Source organism: Embleya sp. NPDC020886 (assembly GCF_044333915.1).
GTDB lineage: Bacteria > Actinomycetota > Actinomycetes > Streptomycetales > Streptomycetaceae > Embleya.
Genome location: NZ_JBIRRX010000023.1, coordinates 47,847 through 65,386, shown reverse-complemented (window position 1 = coordinate 65,386; position 17,540 = coordinate 47,847). Strand labels below are relative to the sequence as shown.

The following is a 17,540-nucleotide window of genomic DNA, read 5'->3' as shown; positions in this document are numbered from 1 at the left end:
GAGGGATCCGTGGGCCGGGCCCCGGCGGGGTGTGGTCAAAGCCGGAAGGTGCTCACGACGAAGGTCTGTCCGGCTATCGACGGCCAACTCGCCCAGCTTTCGTCCGCGGCAAGGGCGGGCGCTTCGGCTCCGTTCGGCAGGCCGACGGCGGTGGACATCACGCGTAGTGGCAGGGCGCCCGTGCCGCGGACGCGGATGACGACGTCGATGCCGTCGGCGGGCGGGGCGGCGTAGCTGAAGCTCCATGACCAGCCACCCCCCGGCCGTCCGCCACCGGCAAGCTTCGCGCCCTCGACGGTGGCGTCGAGGATCTCGTGGGCGCCGGTGTCGGCGTGGACCTCGATGGTGTGGGCGTCGGCGGGGGCCTGGATACGGACTCGGATCGTTCGTACGCCGTCGGCCTCGACGACCGAGGTGTTCCTGATCGACGGTGTGTCCAGGGGTGCGGTCCTGGCCGCTCCGTTCGCGAGTGTCACGTCGCCGAGCGAGGGGACGCGGTCGTCGTAGCGTGCCGATTCACCGGTGAGGAGCCTGCCGACGGTGGGCTGGGAGGTGTCGCCGAGGCTGACCCAGGTGGCTTTGCCGGTGTCGGCTTCCAGGACGTATCCGAGGCTGACCGGTCGAGGCTCGTCGGCGCTGTACCCGTCGAGGGCCGTACCCACGACCAGCGTGCCCGCAGCTGCCACCGCCACCGCGAGCATCCCGACCGTGACCGCCCGGCGTGGGGGAAGGGGCTCCAGGAGACTCGGCAACAACGCTGCGAGCAGTACCGCGAGGACCAGCGGCGCGGCGATGAGTGCCAGCCCCAGGGCGGGCAGCAGCACGAGCACGACCGGCAGGACCAGTGCCACGACCGGTACGGCGGTGAACGCTCCGGTCACGGCTCGCCATGGGGAGTCCACACCGGTGAACCTCAACGTCACGCCCACGACGACCGTCCCGATCAACGCCGGCCAGGTGAAGAGGTAGGCGCCCTGGGGCAGCAGCACCGCGCAGAGCACCGCGAGCAGCGCGAACCAGCCGAGCACACCCGTCACGACGTCCAGAGGCGACGCCTTGCGGCGGGTCCAGCGGTACCAGGCGACGATCAGCACCAGGAGCAGCAACGCCCCGCCCCACGCGTACCGGCCGAGGTGGTACACGCTGCCTTCGCCGAGCGCGAAGTCCGGTCGGGCCAGGCTCAGTACCCACCATCCTGCCGAGCCGAGGACCGCCGCGCCGATCAGCGTGAGCGGGAAGGTCGCGGCGGCCCGTCCGACTCCGGTGGGGGAGAGCCCACGGCGCCGGCCGAGCCACAGCAGCACAGGCACGCCCGGGAGGGTTGCCAGGGCGAGGGGCAGGACCAGCCATGCGGGGTAGGACACGATCGTGTCGAACAGGGAGAAGTACGTGGCGTCCGGACCGGCTTGCGAGAGGTCCGTCCCGCCGAGCTGTCGGACCGCTGCGAGTGCCGCTTCCCCCATGTCCTGCACGCTCGCGCGGTCGAGCCGGGCGATGTCGTCGTGGGCGGTGTGGTAGTGCCCGGAGCCTTCCATGAAGGCGAAGTTGAGCCCTCGCATGCCGGCCTTTTTGAAGGCTGTCAGGTCGGTGTCGTTGGGCAGTCGGTCGTAGATCGCCGCAGAGAACGACGTGGTGAACGCGCCGGAGGCTCGCACGGCGGGGACGAGACCGGTGCCCGCCATCTGGAACATCACGACGGGCCCGGAGGGACCCCGGCCCTCCATGTTCACCACGACGGTCCGCGAAGGGTCGGCGGCTCGGTCCGTGCCCGCCTCCGCGTCGACGAACGCCCGAGCGCCGAGCAGTCCTTGCTCCTCGCCGTCGGTGAACAGGATCTCGAGGTCGTTGCGGAACTGCGGTCCGGTCTTGAGCGCGCGGGCGATTTCGAGGATCGCGGCGACGTTGGCACCGTCGTCGGAGGCGCCGGGGGCGATCGGCACGGAGTCGTAGTGGGCGACGAGGACGACCCGGCCGGTGGGTTTCCTGCCGGGGATCGTGGCGTGGATGTTGGAGACGGATCCCACGACGGCCGGGGCGTCGTCGGCGTGGGAGGGCGCGACCCGGGCCTGGACCTCGGGATTGAGTCCCAGCTTCCGCAACTCGCCGACGAGATAATTCCGTACGTCCGACTGTGCGGACGAACCCGTCGGGTGCGGGACCTTCGCGATCGTGTCGAGCCGGGCGACCGCACGGTCCGCCGAGAAGCCGCCGACGGGGGCGGAGGTCGGCCGGGGCCCGGAGGTACGCAACGGCAACAGGGCCGCGACAGCCGTCAGGAGCAGCAGCGCAAGGGCGGCCAGGGCCGGTATTCGCTTGCGCATCGTGGTCGGGACCTGCACGGATGAACCTCCTGGCAGCAGTGGGGCGGAAACGGGGCTCCGCTCGAGGAACGCGCTTGATGCCGTGCCACCGCGGACCTGGCCGGCAGGCATCGGGTCTCCGAGCCGATCTCGGTCGCGCCGGCTGCGGGGAGCGCCGGGACGGCCGGGCACGACGAGGTTCAACCGGGCGAGGCTCGGCAGGGAAGGATCTGCGGTTTCGTTGAAGGGCGCGCTTCGGGGCGGCGCTCGACCCCGGTTGCACGGGAGCGCCCTCCGGATGGCGCGACGTCAGCTTGGGAAGGGGACCTGCGGCATCGGCCGAGGGACGTCTCGGGACGTGCGGGTGGTCGTGTCGTGGGTGTCCACGGCCTGCTCGAGGTCCTGGTCGAGGGCGAACGCCGCCGCCGCGCCCTGTATCGCCGCGGTGATCACCAGCGCTTTCGGGTCGGCCACGTTGCCGACCGACCACATACCGAAAACGCCGGTCCGGCCCGCGGCGTCGGTGCGCGCCCAGCCGTCGGCGGGCCGCTCGCAGCCCGGGCCGGTGAGAGGCGTGTCGTGGGGCACCGTGTCCGGGACGACGAAAACCGCGCCGCGCGGGAAGACCTGGCCCTGAACCAACTCGACGCCGCGCAGCCGGTCGTTCTCGGTCACCAGGCGCTTGACCGTTCCCTCGGCGACGGTGACGCCGTGCGCCTCCAGATCCCGGCGATCGCGCGGGGCAAGATCCCGGTCGTGGGGGAAGTAGACGACGTCGTACGACCATTGGCACAACAGCAGGGCGTGCCGCACCGCGCCCGGATGGGTGCCCAACACACCGATGGGCCGATCGCGTATCTCATGTGCGTGGCAGTGGAGGCAGAACAGTACGTCGCTCCCCCAGAGTTCGCGGACGCCGGGGATGGCGGGCAGTTCGTCGCGCAGCCCGGTGGCCATCACGATTCGCCGGGCGCCGATGGTTGCGCCGCCGTCCAGGTGGACCAGGAAACCCGGATCGATCCGGCCGATCCTGCCCTCGATCAGGTCCACCCCGTGTCCGCCGATTTCGGCACGGCCCACGGCGAGCAGGTCGGCCGCGGCCATGCCGTCCCGGGAAGCGAAGCCGTGCGTGTGAGCGGCGTTGCGCGTGTTGCCGTCGTCCACCACCGCAACCCGCCGCCGAGCCCTGGCCAACAGCAGCGCCGTGCTCAGTCCCGCGGCACCGGCACCCACGACCACCACGTCGTACGCGCCGTTGTCGGCGGGGATGATGCGTACATCCTCCGTCGTATTGCCCACGGCGGTCACCTCCGCCTCGAGCGTGCACCGAGGATCGCCTCGTTGGCAAATGGGTTTGCTATTTTCGCAAAGCTTATGTTTGCGGCGCGGTGCGGCCGGAACGAAGGTCGCCGAACACGGCCTTTGGTTCGATTGCGGCGACGGCACGGTCGAGAGAATCCGGGAACGTCCGACTGCCGGGCGCGGAACCCGACTTCGCGTGTCGCGAGAGTCGATCGGCGCGTTGGTCGAACTGTTCGAGCGGGGGATCGGCCCGCAGGAGCGGAACGCGGCGATGCCGGCTTGATACACGTGGGTGTGCCCGCCGCGGTCTCGACGGCTCACGTGGGTTCCGCGCCCAGGAAGCGGGTGAGCAGCAGGTGTAGTGTCGGGGCCCGGTCCAGTGGTGCGAAGTCTGGGTCGGCTGCGCCGCGTGCGAACAGGCCGTCGATCTGGGCGGTCACCCAGGTCGCGGCCCGGTCCGGGTCGAGTGTGTCGTCGATTCGTCCGGCCGCGACGGCGCGGCGGAGCAGGTCGGCGATGCCGGTGCGCAGTTGGCGGTCGTTGCGGGCCGCGAGGGCTCCGATGTTCTGGTCGCGGCGGGCCTCGGCGGCGGTGTCCAGGGTCAGGACGGCGTAGGTGGGGTCGGCGGCCAGGGCCACCGCGGCGTCGACCAGGGTGAAGAGTGCGGCCAACGGGTCTGCTGTGCTTCCCGGTTCGGTGAGGTGGGCGGCGGTCTCGGTGCCTTCCTGTTCGAGGATCGTGGTAATGATCGCGTGTTTGCTCGGGAAGTAGTGGAAGAGGTTTCCGGGGCTCATGCCCACGCGTGCGCAGATGTCGGCCGTGCGTGTGCGGTGGAATCCCTTGTCAGCGAAGCAGGTCGAGGCGGCCCTGAGGATCCGGCGGCGCTGGGCGGCGTGCTTGACGGGATCGATCGTGCGCATGGGGTGTTCATCTCTTGTTGGATGCTCGTTCCAGTTGACGCGTCGTGGGGGCGCCTGCCCTAATAATAGACCGACGGGTCGATCAATGAATCTATGGGCTCGTCCGATCATCGATGCCCTCGTCGCAGAGGAGAGACGTACATGAACCATTCCCGAGAGTTCGGCCGGCCGACCAGCCGCCGAGGATTCCTGCAGACCGTGGGTGCGGTGGGAGGCGCCGGGGCGGCGCTGTCCGCGATGGGCGCGTTGGGACTCGCGCCCTCGTCGGCGAGCGCCGCCGCGCCGCCGTTCCGTGCGCCGCGCGCGTCCGACTTCACGCTCACGGGCCGTCGTCCGGCCCGGGTGGCGGTGGTCGGTGCGGGTGTGGCCGGGCTGACCGCCGCGTACGAATTGTGCAAGGCCGGCCACGAGGTGACCGTGCTGGACGCCCGTCCGCGGATCGGCGGGCGCAGTCTGACGGTGCGCGGCGGCGACACGCTGACCGACATCAAGGGCGTGACGCAACGGGCGAGTTTCGCGCCCGGCCAGTACTTCAACGCCGGACCGGCGATGCTGCCGCAGTGGTCGGTCAGCACCGACTACTGCCGTGAACTGGGGGTGCCTCTGGAGGTGTTCGCGATATCGAACACGAACACGTTCGTGTTCGATCCGAAGAGCTCCGACAAGCCGAGGTTCCAGACCGCGCGGGCGGACGCGTACGGCGTGGTCGCCGAGTTGTTGGCCAAGGTGACCAACCAGGGCGCGCTCGATCGCGAGCTGAGCGCGGCCGACAAGGAACGTCTGCTGGGCTTCCTGAAGACGATGGGCGACCTCGGCGACGACTTGGTCCACCAGGGCGACCCGCGGCGGCGCGGGTTCGCGGTGAACCCCGGGGCCGCCGGAGCACCCGGCGTGCCGCTGCCGCCGCGAGGTTCGCTGGACCGGGTGTTCACCGAACAGTTGTCGCGGCACTGGTACCTCGACGCCGGGTTCGACATGGCGTCGACGCTGCTTCAGCCGGTCGGCGGCATGGACCGCATCGTCGAGGCCCTGGCCGACCACATCGGCCGCGGGCGCATTCGATGTGGGGTCGAGGTCACCTCGATCACCGACGGTCCGCATGGGACGCGACTGGCGTATCGCGGGTCCGCGAGCGGCGTGCTCGACGTCGAGTACTGCATCGTGACCACGCCTCCCCGGGTGGCCGCGCGCATCGCCGGACTGCCCGCCGAGGCGACCGCCCTGCTGCGGGGCTTCCTGGCGGAGTTTCCCGGCAAGATCGGCCTGGAGTACCGCAATCGATGGTGGGAGGACGACTTCGCGATCCACGGCGGCCTCACCTCCTACGGCGAGGACGGGTCGCTGTGGTACCCCTCCTCCGACTACCGCGGCGAACGCGGCGTGATGGTGGCCTACTTCGAACGCGCGGAGACCACGATCGAGGGATTGCCTCCCGCCCAACGGGCGGCCGAAGCGGTGAACCGCAACGTCCGTGTCCACGGCGCCAAGGCCCGTACGGAACTGGCGAGTTCGCTGTCGGTGATGTGGGGACGCGAACCGTTCATCGAAGGCGGCTGGCAGCCGGCCGACACGCAGAACAACGGCGTGGTCAACACCCCGCGCTTCCGGCCGCTCACCGAGCCGACCGGACGGGTCTTCTACGCCGGCGACTGGCTCAGCAACATGCTGGGCTGGCAGCACGGTTCGATGGTCTCGGCGCGCAAGGCGGTCGAGAAGGTACACGCCCGCGCCCTGGCGACATGAGGCGCGCCGCGATGCGGCGTGACGTCCGACCCCGCGCGACGCCGACGGACGGGACCAACCGATGCGGGCCCGACTCGTGGCGTACGGCGGGACGGTTCCCATCCGCCTCAAAGATGACCCGCTCATAGCCCGTGGGTTGACGTCCGTGACGAACCCCGCTCATAAATTCGACTGACTGGTCGATCTACTATTCGTCCGTCCTCCGGGACGGGCCGAGCCCGCGTCTCGATCGAGGCGCGGGCACCACCGATGGAGAACCAGATGAGTACACCCCGCCACACCCGCGGCGTCCCCGCAGTTCGCCCACCCTCCGCTCCGGTTGCGCCCTACGCCGCCGTCGCCACGGGTCTGCGCAAGGTCTACGGCGAGGGGGAGACGGAGGTTCGTGCCCTCGACGATGTGTCCGTCGGCTTCCGCAGCGGCGAGTTCACCGCGATCATGGGCCCCTCCGGCTCCGGCAAGTCGACGCTCATGCACTGCATGGCGGGTCTGGACACGATCTCCGGCGGCTCCGTGCGGCTCGGCGACATCGAACTCGCGTCGCTCGACGACGACGGGCTCACCCACCTGCGGCGCGACAGACTCGGGTTCATCTTCCAAGCGTTCAACCTGCTGCCGACGCTGACCGCCCTGGAGAACATCACCCTCCCGCTGGACATCGCCGGACGACACGTTGATCCCGAGTGGCTGGACAAGGTCGTCGAGACCGTCGGTCTGGGCGACCGCCTCGACCACCAACCCGCACAGTTGTCCGGCGGCCAGCAACAGCGCGTCGCGTGCGCCCGCGCCCTCGCCGGACGCCCCGAGATCATCTTCGCCGACGAGCCGACCGGCAACCTCGACTCGCACTCGGGCACCGAGGTCCTGAACTTCCTGCGCGCCTCGGTCACCGAGTCCCGCCAAACCATCGTGATGGTCACCCACGACGCCGTCGCCGCCTCCTACGCCGACCGCGTCCTGTTCCTCGCCGACGGACGCATCGTCGACGACATGGCCGAGCCCACCCCCGACAGGGTCCTGGAGCGCATGCGCCGCTTCAACCGGAAACCCGACGAATCCGCCGCCGTCTCCGCCCTCCCCCTCTGAAGGACGCGACCGTGCTTCGCACTTCCCTCCGCAACCTCGTCGCCTACAAGGTGCGGCTCGCCCTCACCGCGCTCGCGGTCGTCTTCGGCGTCGCGTTCGTGGCGGCCGTCCTGGTCTTCGGCGACACCCTCAAGCAGGCCATGACCGAGGCCGCGCTGCGCGAACACCGCGGTATCGCGGTCGACGTCCGCGGAACCAAGTACGCCCTCGAACACCTGCAGACCCCACCCCTGGACGAACCCCTCGCCGCCAAACTCCGGGCGCTGCCCGGCACCGCGTCGGTCACCGGCCACGTCACCGGCTTCACCGCCGTCGTCGACCGCAACGGCAAGCTCGTCCGCAAGAAGGCCAACGCGACCGGCGCCAACGCGGTACCCGACCGCGACGGCAAGGACCCGCGCTACACGCTGACCGCCGGCCGCCTGCCCGCCAAGGCAGGGGAAGTCGCGCTCGACACCGAGACCGCCAAGGCCGCCGGATACAAGGTCGGCGACCGCATCCGCATCGTCGCCCGCGGACCCGTCCTCGACGTGAGCGTCGTCGGCGTCTTCACCACCGACAGCGCCGCCGTCGAGGCCGGCGGCTCACTCACCCTCCTCGACACCGCCACCGCCCAGGAGCTCTACCTCGAACCCGGCGTCTACGGCGAACTGCGCCTGAACGCCAAACCGGGCACGTCGCAGGAGCAACTGCGGGCCGCGGCAGCCCCGTTGATCCCCAAAGGCGCCGAAGCCCTCACCGGGGACACGCTGCGCCGGGACGACCGGGACAAGGTGAACAAGGAGATCGCGTCCCTGCGCACACTGCTCCTGGTCTTCGCCGGCATCGCCCTGTTCGTCGGCAGCTTCATCATCGCCAACACCTTCGCCATGCTCGTCGCCCAACGCACCCGCGAACTGGCGCTGTTGCGCGCCATCGGCGCCACCCGCAAACAGGTGACCCGATCGGTGATGTTCGAGGCCCTCGCGGTCGGCGTCGTCGCCGGACTCGCCGGGTTCGTCATCGGCATCGGCCTCGCGGTCGGCCTGCGCGGCATCCTCAACAACATCGGCGCCGACCTCACCCCGGGACCGACCGTCGTCACCGGCGCAACCGCCCTGTGGAGCCTGGCCGTCGGCATCGGCGTCACCCTGCTCGCCGCCTGGCTGCCGGTACGCCGAGCCGCCAAGATCCCGCCCGTCGCGGCGCTGCGCACCAGCCTGCCGCCCAGCACCTCCAGTCTGCGCCGGCGCAACATCGCCGGTGTGCTGACCCTCGCGCTCGGCGGGATCGTGCTGCTCGCGGGCATCAAGGGCTCGGCGACCGGCAACGCCAAGGTGTTCACCGTGATGGGCGGTGCGGGAATCGTCCTGGTCGGCATCATCGTGCTCACCCCGCTCATCGCCACGCCGGCGGTGCGGCTGTTCGGCGCGCTGCTGCAACGCGTGCATCCGGTCGAGGGCCGGCTCGCGTACCAGAACGCGGCCCGCAACCCGCGGCGCACCGCCGCCACCGCGTCCGCCCTGATGATCGGCATGGTGCTGGTCACCTCGCTGACCATCTTCAGCACGTCGCTCAAACAACTCGTGGACCGCACCCTGTCGAAGGGCATCACCGCCGAGTTCGTGCTCAGCTCGTCCTCCGACGGGCAGACGCTCACCCCGGAGATCGCCGCCACGATCGCCAAGGTGCCCGGCGTCACCGCCGTCAGCCCCGTGCGCGAGGCACAGGTGACCGTCGACGGCAAGGAGCACAAGCTCACCGCCGTCGACCCGGCGAACGCGTTCTCGGTACTCGCGACCAGGTTCACCCAGGGCGGCCCGCAATCCCTGGCGACGGGACTGCTGGTGTCCAAGCAGACCGCCGACGACCGCAAGTGGCGCATCGGGACGCCCGTTCCCGTCACCTTCCCCGACGGACAACAGACCCGCCTGCCGATCGGCGGAATCTACGACGAGGCACCACTGCTCGGTGCCCTGACCGTGTCGTTGCAGACGCTGTCGCCACACATCGACGTCGTCGGCGACGACTTCGTCCTCGCCAAGGTCGCGCCGCGGTCCAAGGACGGCATGCGGGACGCGCTGCGCAAGGCCGTCGGCAACAGCCCGGCCGTCAACGTGCAGACGGCGAAGGAGGTGCGCAAGGACTTCAACAAGCTCTTCGACATCATGCTCAACATCGTCTACGGGCTGTTGTCCATGGCGATCGTCATCGCGGTGCTCGGCGTGGTCAACACGCTGGCCATGTCCGTCTTCGAACGCACCCGCGAGATCGGCATGATGCGCGCCATCGGGCTCGACCGGCGGCGCACCCGAAGGGTGATCCGGCTCGAATCCCTGATCATCTCGCTCTTCGGCGGCCTCCTGGGCGTGCTCCTCGGCCTGGTCGCCGGGGTCGGCGGAGTGAAGGGCATGGCCCGCTCCACGAAGGACCTGACCGTGGTGATCCCGTGGGACAGGATGCTGCTCTTCCTCGTCCTCGCCGCGATCGTGGGCGTCCTGGCCGCGGCCTGGCCCGCCAGTCGCGCAGCCAGGCTCGACGTCCTCACCGCGCTGCGCACCGACTAAACGCGCGGCCCCGGCTCCGACCACCGGCCGGAGCGGTCAGCACTCGTTGCTCCGTCAACTCAGCCGACACGCATGTGTCGAGAACGGAAGGTGAAGATCATGGATTGGGGTGACCTCGCAGAGATGGCGCTCGACCAGATGGACCGGGCCAACACCGTGACGCGGGCCATCGACGACACCGCCATACCGGGGGAGACTCCGATGCTGGCGACCTCCGCCCGCGCCCGGCAGGAATGGAGCAACGGGACCCTGGTGCTCACCACCCATCGTTTGGTCTACGCCAAGGAGGGACGGCCCCCGGTGGCGGTGTCCCTGGCGGGTATCACCGACATCACGGCCACGCGGTCCCGGCTCACCGGGAACGTTCTCAGGGTCGTCGCCTTCAGCGGTGCGTACGGATGGGAAAACGTCGTCCGGGCCGAGACGTTCGTCGAAACGCTGCGCGAAGCCGTCGCCACCGCGATCACCGCGGCCGCGAACGCGGCCCAAAATGCCGGCGAGGTCTCCCCTCAACGACCCGACGGCTCGGCGATACTCGACGAACTCGCTCGTCTCGCCGTCCTGCATCGCCACGGCGCTCTGACGGACGACGAGTTCATCCAGGCCAAGAGGCAACTCATCCGGGGCTGACGACACGCGAGCGGGCCGCGACGTACGCGACGAGGAGCGGGGGTCGGTTCTGATCGCGGCTCTCCGCTCCTGCTGTCGGCGAAGGGTGTCGTGTCGGCAGAGGAGCGGCGTGGTCGGCGCGCCGGCGAGTCGCCCGGCGGTATGGACAGGAAACCTGTCACTGGTCCCTGAGCGACACGGACCACGATCCCCGAACACTGTTCGTCCAGCGGGCATGGGCCCCTGGTGCCAGTGATAGGACTGCCAGTGGCGGTCGACGTCGGTCGCGGTGGGTCCAAGCCGGAGAGTTGGATGGTGCACTCCAGCGCCAGGCGGTGCGCCCGCTGGGGTCACCGACTGTGCCCGGACAACCACCGCCGCACAGTGCGTTCGTCGAACACAACGCCCAGGCCCGGGCGTCGCGCCTCCGCGTCCAGACGGGCGGCGAACGCCCGGGCGGAAGACCGCCCGGGCGCACCGAACGCCGCGCGATGCTCAAAACGATCGTCCGCCGGGTCTTCGACGACGTCTACCAGACGTACGGCTACCGACGTGTGCACGCGCAACCCGCCCGCCTCGACATCCTCGCCGGGCATCGGAACCCGGTCGCGCCGCCCCTTCCGATGCGACGACGACCAGGGGCCGGTTGCGGTGGGAAGCCACCACAAGGACCTCGGTGATTTAATGCACCACTGTTGACAACGTTGGTGTCACGTCTCCAGGATGTGGGGACCGGTACGTGATCGACAGGAGCCGCCATGGTGGACAACAGGAGTGGGCCCGGCAGGCTTCTTCGGGGCGCCGCGGCAGCGGCCGGCGCCGTCGGCGCAGGAGCGGGCGCGCTCTGGCTGTGGCGGCACCACGGCGAACTCATCATGCGCCGCCCGATCAACGAGTGGTCCTTCACGCACATGGATCGGCTGCTGCCCTCGGTGACGGTGCCGCGCAGCGGGCCGGTGCTCACACTGCCGGAGCGTCCGGTGGACCTGACCGGACTGACCGTGGATGCCGCCGGGACCGAGCACAGCGTCGCGGAACTGCTCGCGCGGACGAACACCACCTCGTTCCTGGTGCTCCACCGAGGCGAGATCGTGCACGAGTCGTACCCCGGTCGCTTCGCCGCGCCCGGCGTGCGATTCCAACTGAACTCGGTCACCAAGTCGGTCACCTCCCTGCTGCTGGGGATCGCCCTCGAGGAAGGCGCGGTCATGGACTTGGCGGACCCGGTGACGGCGTACGTCGACCGGCTGCGCGGCTCCGCCTACGACGACGTCACCGTGGAATGGCTGCTCGACATGTGCAGCGGCGTGGGCGACCTGGAGGACTGGACGAACCCGGACAGTCTGATCAATCGCTTCGAGAAGGCGGTCACCGGCGGCGGGTCGCTGCGCGACGTCGTTGCGACGGCGCCGCGGACCGCCCCGGCGGGTACGCGGTTCAACTACTCCACGGTCGACACGCAGGTGCTCGGCTGGGTCGTCGAGGGCGCCACCGGCCGCACGCTGGACGCGTACGCCGCCGAGAAGCTGTGGAGTCGGATCGGCGCCGAGCACGACGCGTACTACTGGCTCACCCGGGGCCGGCCGCGCACCGTCATCGGCGGCGGGTCGCTCAACGCCACCACCCGCGATCTCGCCCGCGTCGGCCTGCTCGTGGCGGGCGGCGGCGAACTGCGCGGCGAACGGATCGTGCCCGCGGCGTGGGTCGAGCGCGGCCGCGGCCGCGGCCTTGCGCATCTGGAGGTGGGCACGCTCGGCGACAGCGGCTATCCGCACTACGGATACGCGAACCAGTGGTGGACGCTCGGCGGCGCGCGGCGCGCGTACACCGCTGTCGGAGTGTTCGGGCAATACCTGTACATCGACCCCGAGGCCGAGGTCGTGATCGTCAAGACGGGCGCCTGGCCGACCGCCGACGACCCGATCCGTGACGCGGAATCCGTCGCCACGATGCGCGCGATCGCGGACCACCTGTCCTCATCCGACCCACGGCCGGGGCGTCCCTAGCATGGTCGTCATGACAGCGAGCGCGAAGCCCAGGTCCCCGGGGCGCCCCCGACGCACGGCGGCATTCCTCAATCCCGACCTGATCCTGGACACCGCGATCGCGGTGATCGAACGGGACGGCCCGGACGCGCTCACCTTCCGCCGCCTCGGCGCGGATCTGGGCGCCGACCACACGTCGGTGCTGCGGCACTTCGGCAACAAGGACGACCTGCTGCTGGCCCTGTCGGCGCGGCTGATCGAGGACGCGCTGCGCGACTTCGCACCGGCCGAGCACTGGCGAGCCACCCTCACCGACCTCGCGCGCCGCATCCGCGACGCGTGCCTGGCCCATCCCGCCGTCGCCGTCCTGGTGGCCGCGCGGACCTCGCGCCGGGATCCGGAGTTCCGCGCCGCCGACACGGTGGTCGGCGCGCTGTTCGAAGCCGGGTTGGAGGGCCGCGAGGCTGCCATGTACTACCGGGTCCTGGCCGACCTCGGACTCGCCATGGGCGCGTTCCAGGCCTCCTACCTCGCGATGGACAAGGAAGCCCAGGAGGGCGACGAACTGGCCTGGCGGCGCGAATACCTGGCCGCCTCGCCGGCGCGATATCCGAATCTGGCTCTGGTGGCCCCCTACCTGGCCGACCTCGACGACGAGGACCAGTTCGACACCGCGATCGAACTGATCCTGGACGCCATCGAGTTGCGCGCCCTCCGCGCCCGAGGACACGAACCGACCGCCCGCCCGGGGCACGCCGGCCGGTAGCCGCGCGGCGCGGCCCGGCCGCGCGGTTCGGATACGTCGGTTGCAGCAGCCCGTTCCGCACCATTGTTGACAACACCGGTTGGCCCATCAAGGAGGCACCCATGGCCGAGGGGTTCCATCCCACCACCGCAACACCCGCCTCCGCCGCGAGCGCCGCCCCGGGCATCGACGGCTGCAAGGCAAAAGATGCGGAGACCGACGCCCTGCGATCCGACGCCCCCGTGCACGACAGGCACGCCGACACAGCGGGCAACGCCCTGACCAGACCCGTGCTCGCGGCACTGTCCGCCGGCCTCACCCTCGGGAGCGCCGGCGGAAACCTCATGCCGGAACTCCTCTCCGACTTCAGCGGCAGCATGCACCTCGGCAACACCGAGGCCGGCGTGGTCGCCGCCGCGCAGCTCCTCGCCACGGCCGTGACGTCGATCGGCCTGTCGCGACGCGCCGACCACCCGGGCCGAGCCCGGCTTGCGCGACTGGGCGCACTCGCGGCGGCCATCGGCTTCGCCGCGTCGGCACTGGCCGGGAACGCGGCGCAACTCACCGCGGCGAACGTGATCGCGGGCGCCGGACTCGGCGCCCTGATGGTGGCCTCCACCGCCGGCATGGCCTCGGTGGGCGACCCCGACCGCACCTCGACCGTCACCGTGCTCGGCGCGACGGTGATCACCGCGCTACTGCTCATCGTCCTCCCCGCGGCCAACAGCGCAGGTGGCAGCGGCACGGGATTCCTCGTCCTCGCCGCATGCTCCGTCCTCGTGCTGCCGCTGTGCGGCCGGCTCCCGGAACGCCCCGTCGCCGCCGCGCGGGACACGTCCGCCGCGCGCAACCCCGGGGCGCCACTCCTCGCGGGGGTGGCCCTGCTCGCCGCGACCGACCAGGGCGCCTGGTCGTACACCGCGGTGCTCGGCGAGGATCACGCCCACATGAGCACATCCGCGGTCTCCACCGTGCTGGCCGCCGCAGGGGTGATCGCCTTGGCGGGCATCGTGGCCGGCTCCGCGGCGGCACGGCGATACGGCCGCTTCGCCGCGCTCTCCGCTTGCGTGATCGTGGAGGCCGCGGCCAAGTGCACAGTCGCGGCGTCGAGTTCGCCGACGGCGTACGCCGCCGCCACGATCGTCTGGCAGGCCGGCTACCTCGCGGTACTCGTCATCCTCCTCGCCGCGATTGCCGCCGCCGACCCGTCGGGCCGCTGGATTGCCGCCGCCACCGGCGCTATCGCAGTGGGAACGGCCCTGGGGCCGCCGGCCACGGGAGCACTGCTGGACGCCATCGGCTACACGCCGCTGGGCGTGGCCCTCGCCGCCGCAACCTTCATCGGTGCCGCTCCTCTGCTCCACATGATCCGCGCGAGCCCGCCCGCCGGCCATGACGTGTCGGCTCTTCGGAAGTTCTGAACTCCTTGAACCGAAAACAGACTTGCCCCACTGTGTCGTGCAGTCTCTCTCCGCAGACCTGGCTCACCTCCGCTGGAAGCGCCTCGATCGCCCGATGTCCCGATGGCTTCTCGCCGCCTGGACGAGAGCGGCCCGATCCTCGCGGCTGTCGAGCGGGACTGTAAAACGTTCGGCTCTGTCTCACATTCGGGATGCCGTTGGTGATCTTGAGGATTTGCCTCTGTTCGCCATGCTGAGTACTTGGGTGAATGCTGCTTCGCTGGAGAGAAGGCGAACTGCGGCGAGGGGGCGGCTGTGTCGATGGGTTCGGGTTCGAGGGCAGGTATCCCGGTGCGAACCCTTGAGGTCGCACGGGTGGCCAACCCTCGTGGCACCGCGGCGATGTGGGTGCGGGATCGGCTCTCCGGGCACAGTCGTGTCGAACGCCCGGCCCGCGCAGGTGCCCGGCGGCGTGTCCTCGACGTTGACTCCGACCAGCAGACAGTCCTTCTCCGGTCGGCGCGACCGTAGTTCCTCGACCGTGCGGCACAATGTCTCGAAGCCGATCGGGTCATAGCGCACGGCGCCGGCGCCGTAGAGAATGACGCGCGCCGACCTGTTGCGTTCCGTGTCGCTCCCCATGGTGACGTTCGCACCATCGCGCAGTGAGCCGTCGGGCCCCGCCGCATCCGGCCCCCTCACCCCGGATCCCCGCGCAGGAGAATAGGGGTACCGCCCGCACGCCGCCGGGCACGGCAACGAGACGCCGACGCCAGCCCGAGCGGTTCGCCCGCCCGCACCACCCTCGGACATCACTCCGAACCTCACACACATCCGGCCTCACGTCCACCTCGCGCCGAGCCCCACCCCGGCCCACCGAATACCCGTCGCACCGGAGGCCGCCTGCCCCGTCGCGCTTGGAACGACGCGATCCCCGCCACCGTCCGGCGCATGGCCGCAGCCACACCGACTTGATCGGCCACAGGCACACCTGACGCCACGTCCGCCTGACCACACGCGTGCAGCCGACGACAGTCGTTACCAACGACGCGCGCCGGTCCGCGTCCTCGCCCTGCTCCAGGTGTTCCGCCGCGCGCCGCGCGCCGCGCGCCGCACGGCCTCGGCCGCGGCGCGCAGCAGCGCCGCCTCCGGTGCGACACGTTCCTGCTCGTCCATGGGCCCGTCCGCCGGCGTCGAATCCCTGTGAGCGGTTCAACGACCCGCCGGCCCCGGGGCCACGGGCCGGCGCGCCGGCGTCGTGCCGCGTCGCAGGTCGTCGAGGGTTGTCCGGACTCGGCCGCGCTCGCTCGAACCGTGCCGGCGCACCATTGCCGGCGGCATCATTCGTCCGGCCGGAGGCGACCCCCCTCGTCGACGCACGCGTCGTGGATCTCGGCGTCCGGGACCACGCCGTCGTCGGTGTACGTGGGCGGGATGACGCCCTCGCCGACGACCTCCTCGAAGTAGAAATCACCCTGGAAACGCCCGAACCATCCCACCGCGGTCCTCCCTCTCCCCGGGCCTCCGCCGCGCCGAGGGACACGACCGGCAGACCTCGCACATCCACCCAGTCCGCGCGAACTCCCGAACACAACGCGAGGTTTCGACAACATGGAGTCACCGACGATCGAGGGGGACACCCATGGGTACGTGCCAAAGGTCGACGAAGGGCAACACCGGGAAGACCTGCGGGCGCAAGGCCAGACCCGGCGAGCGCTACTGCGGCAGGCACTCCGGCGGCAAACGCCTCGGCGGATCGCGATCGCGAAAGAAGTCCGCCTCCGGCGACGGCGGCGGCGGCCTGTTCATCCTGGCGATCACCACGCTGGTGATCCTCGCCCTCGGCATCTGGACTTGACCACGCCACCACGGCCGATCGATTGCCCTGGCGGGTGGTTTCAAATGTCCGATGCCGTATGAGGTGGCGATCACGGAACCACCGCCGGGGGGCCCGCACCTGGGTGTTCGGCCTCGCGGTCGCGGCTTCGAGGCCGACGCCGCAGGTTCAGTCGATGAGGGCGTCGGTGCGGTAGCGGCGCACCAGGTGGCCGTCGGTGTCGAGCCGGAACGGTCGCAGTTCGGTCGTATCGGTGTCCACGGCGTCGGGTGTGTCGCGGACGGTACAGTGCTGGGCGAGCCATCGGCTCGCCACCTCGCGGTCGGTGCCGAAGGGCCTGTAGGCGTGGACGTATCCCACCGCGCCCAGCTGCACTTGCAACATGGTCATGATCTGCCCGTACTCCAGGGGGTTCCGGCGTCGGCGGCTGCGGACCGTGGCGGCTACGCATTGCAGGCAGTGTGGATCGATCGGGGCGATCCACAGGCGACGGCCCAGCATCACCAGCTCCCTCAGTCGGGTCCTCCCGGGTGCGGTGCGCGGCGTCGGGGCAGGCGTCGCAGCCCTTGGCGTCGACCCACTCGGAGGCGACGACGGCGTCGACCGGGCCCGGGCCTGCCGCGCGGTGAGTTCGTCCGAGCGTGCGGTGAGTTTGCGGATCGCGTCCTCAGGGCCGCGGGTTCCGGGACGGCGCAGGATCGCCAGAGCGGCGTACTGCTCGACCGACAGTTCCTCGGCGGCCCGCGTCGGGATGCAGGTCGAGGGCACGTGACGGGCCTCGGGCTCGTCCTCGTGGATCCATTGCCCGCCGGGACGTTCGGGACGCGACGCCACCAGGCGCACACAGTCATCGTCCGCCTCCGGGAGCGCGGCCGCGGCGTGGAGTTCGTGATGCCCTCGCGGAACCGGTCCGGGTCCGGGCCGCCGGGGCCGAAGGACCGGGGATCCATCAGCGTGATCCGGCCGTCGGTCTGCATCATCGTCAGCCGGTCGCTGTCGAGCATCATGTCGAGCACGACTGCGGCCTGGGGGAACGAGCCGCCGTACCGCGGGCCCGGCGTCTTCAA

The 17,540-nt window shown here is 70.6% G+C and carries 14 protein-coding genes; 8 read left to right on the top strand and 6 right to left on the bottom strand.

Features of this window, described 5'->3' with window-relative positions:
• Window positions 1-35: 35 nt before the first annotated feature.
• From ACH4U8_RS42905 to ACH4U8_RS42895, 3 genes are all read right to left on the bottom strand, one after another.
• A complete protein-coding gene (locus ACH4U8_RS42905) occupies window positions 36-2,339 on the bottom strand; it encodes a M20/M25/M40 family metallo-hydrolase (protein WP_395783861.1) in 2,304 nt (767 codons plus the stop codon).
• Between the two features lie 270 nt (window positions 2,340-2,609).
• Window positions 2,610-3,599: an NAD(P)/FAD-dependent oxidoreductase gene (locus tag ACH4U8_RS42900; protein ID WP_395783859.1), complete on the bottom strand. Its 990-nt coding sequence runs from the start codon at window positions 3,597-3,599 to the stop codon at window positions 2,610-2,612.
• A gap of 320 nt (window positions 3,600-3,919) precedes the next feature.
• Entirely contained in the window at window positions 3,920-4,522 is a 603-nt protein-coding gene (locus tag ACH4U8_RS42895) for a TetR/AcrR family transcriptional regulator (protein ID WP_395783858.1), read from the bottom strand.
• 141 nt (window positions 4,523-4,663) lie between these two features.
• Between ACH4U8_RS42895 and ACH4U8_RS42890 the strand changes: the two genes are divergently transcribed.
• From ACH4U8_RS42890 to ACH4U8_RS42875, 4 genes are all read left to right on the top strand, one after another.
• Complete coding sequence (locus tag ACH4U8_RS42890) at window positions 4,664-6,265, top strand: flavin monoamine oxidase family protein (RefSeq protein WP_395783856.1); 1,602 nt, start codon at window positions 4,664-4,666, stop codon at window positions 6,263-6,265.
• A 261-nt stretch (window positions 6,266-6,526) separates the two neighbouring features.
• Window positions 6,527-7,351: an ABC transporter ATP-binding protein gene (locus ACH4U8_RS42885; protein ID WP_395783854.1), complete on the top strand. Its 825-nt coding sequence runs from the start codon at window positions 6,527-6,529 to the stop codon at window positions 7,349-7,351.
• An 11-nt stretch (window positions 7,352-7,362) separates the two neighbouring features.
• Complete coding sequence (locus tag ACH4U8_RS42880) at window positions 7,363-9,897, top strand: ABC transporter permease (protein ID WP_395783852.1); 2,535 nt, start codon at window positions 7,363-7,365, stop codon at window positions 9,895-9,897.
• A gap of 99 nt (window positions 9,898-9,996) precedes the next feature.
• On the top strand, window positions 9,997-10,527 hold the full coding sequence (locus tag ACH4U8_RS42875) for a hypothetical protein (protein WP_395783850.1): 531 nt from the start codon (window positions 9,997-9,999) through the stop codon (window positions 10,525-10,527).
• Window positions 10,528-10,856: 329 nt separating this feature from the next.
• Here the strand turns inward: ACH4U8_RS42875 and ACH4U8_RS42870 are convergent, their stop codons facing one another.
• Complete coding sequence (locus ACH4U8_RS42870) at window positions 10,857-11,102, bottom strand: hypothetical protein (protein ID WP_395783848.1); 246 nt, start codon at window positions 11,100-11,102, stop codon at window positions 10,857-10,859.
• A 162-nt stretch (window positions 11,103-11,264) separates the two neighbouring features.
• Between ACH4U8_RS42870 and ACH4U8_RS42865 the strand changes: the two genes are divergently transcribed.
• The 3 genes from ACH4U8_RS42865 (at window position 11,265) to ACH4U8_RS42855 (ending at window position 14,657) form a co-directional block, all read left to right on the top strand.
• Window positions 11,265-12,512: a serine hydrolase domain-containing protein gene (locus tag ACH4U8_RS42865; protein WP_395783846.1), complete on the top strand. Its 1,248-nt coding sequence runs from the start codon at window positions 11,265-11,267 to the stop codon at window positions 12,510-12,512.
• Between the two features lie 10 nt (window positions 12,513-12,522).
• Window positions 12,523-13,257 carry a TetR/AcrR family transcriptional regulator gene (locus ACH4U8_RS42860; protein WP_395783844.1) on the top strand — a complete coding sequence of 245 codons (735 nt, stop codon included), beginning with the start codon at window positions 12,523-12,525 and terminating at the stop codon, window positions 13,255-13,257.
• Between the two features lie 101 nt (window positions 13,258-13,358).
• Window positions 13,359-14,657 carry an MFS transporter gene (locus ACH4U8_RS42855; protein ID WP_395783842.1) on the top strand — a complete coding sequence of 433 codons (1,299 nt, stop codon included), beginning with the start codon at window positions 13,359-13,361 and terminating at the stop codon, window positions 14,655-14,657.
• A gap of 1,319 nt (window positions 14,658-15,976) precedes the next feature.
• Here the strand turns inward: ACH4U8_RS42855 and ACH4U8_RS42850 are convergent.
• On the bottom strand, window positions 15,977-16,135 hold the full coding sequence (locus ACH4U8_RS42850) for a hypothetical protein (RefSeq protein ID WP_395783840.1): 159 nt from the start codon (window positions 16,133-16,135) through the stop codon (window positions 15,977-15,979).
• A 143-nt stretch (window positions 16,136-16,278) separates the two neighbouring features.
• Here ACH4U8_RS42850 and ACH4U8_RS42845 point away from each other — a divergent pair, with 143 nt between their 5' ends.
• Window positions 16,279-16,494, top strand: coding sequence for a hypothetical protein (locus ACH4U8_RS42845; protein ID WP_395783838.1), 216 nt, complete (start codon window positions 16,279-16,281; stop codon window positions 16,492-16,494).
• A 147-nt stretch (window positions 16,495-16,641) separates the two neighbouring features.
• Here the strand turns inward: ACH4U8_RS42845 and ACH4U8_RS42840 are convergent, their stop codons facing one another.
• Complete coding sequence (locus tag ACH4U8_RS42840) at window positions 16,642-17,316, bottom strand: hypothetical protein (RefSeq protein ID WP_395783836.1); 675 nt, start codon at window positions 17,314-17,316, stop codon at window positions 16,642-16,644.
• Window positions 17,317-17,540: the final 224 nt, after the last annotated feature.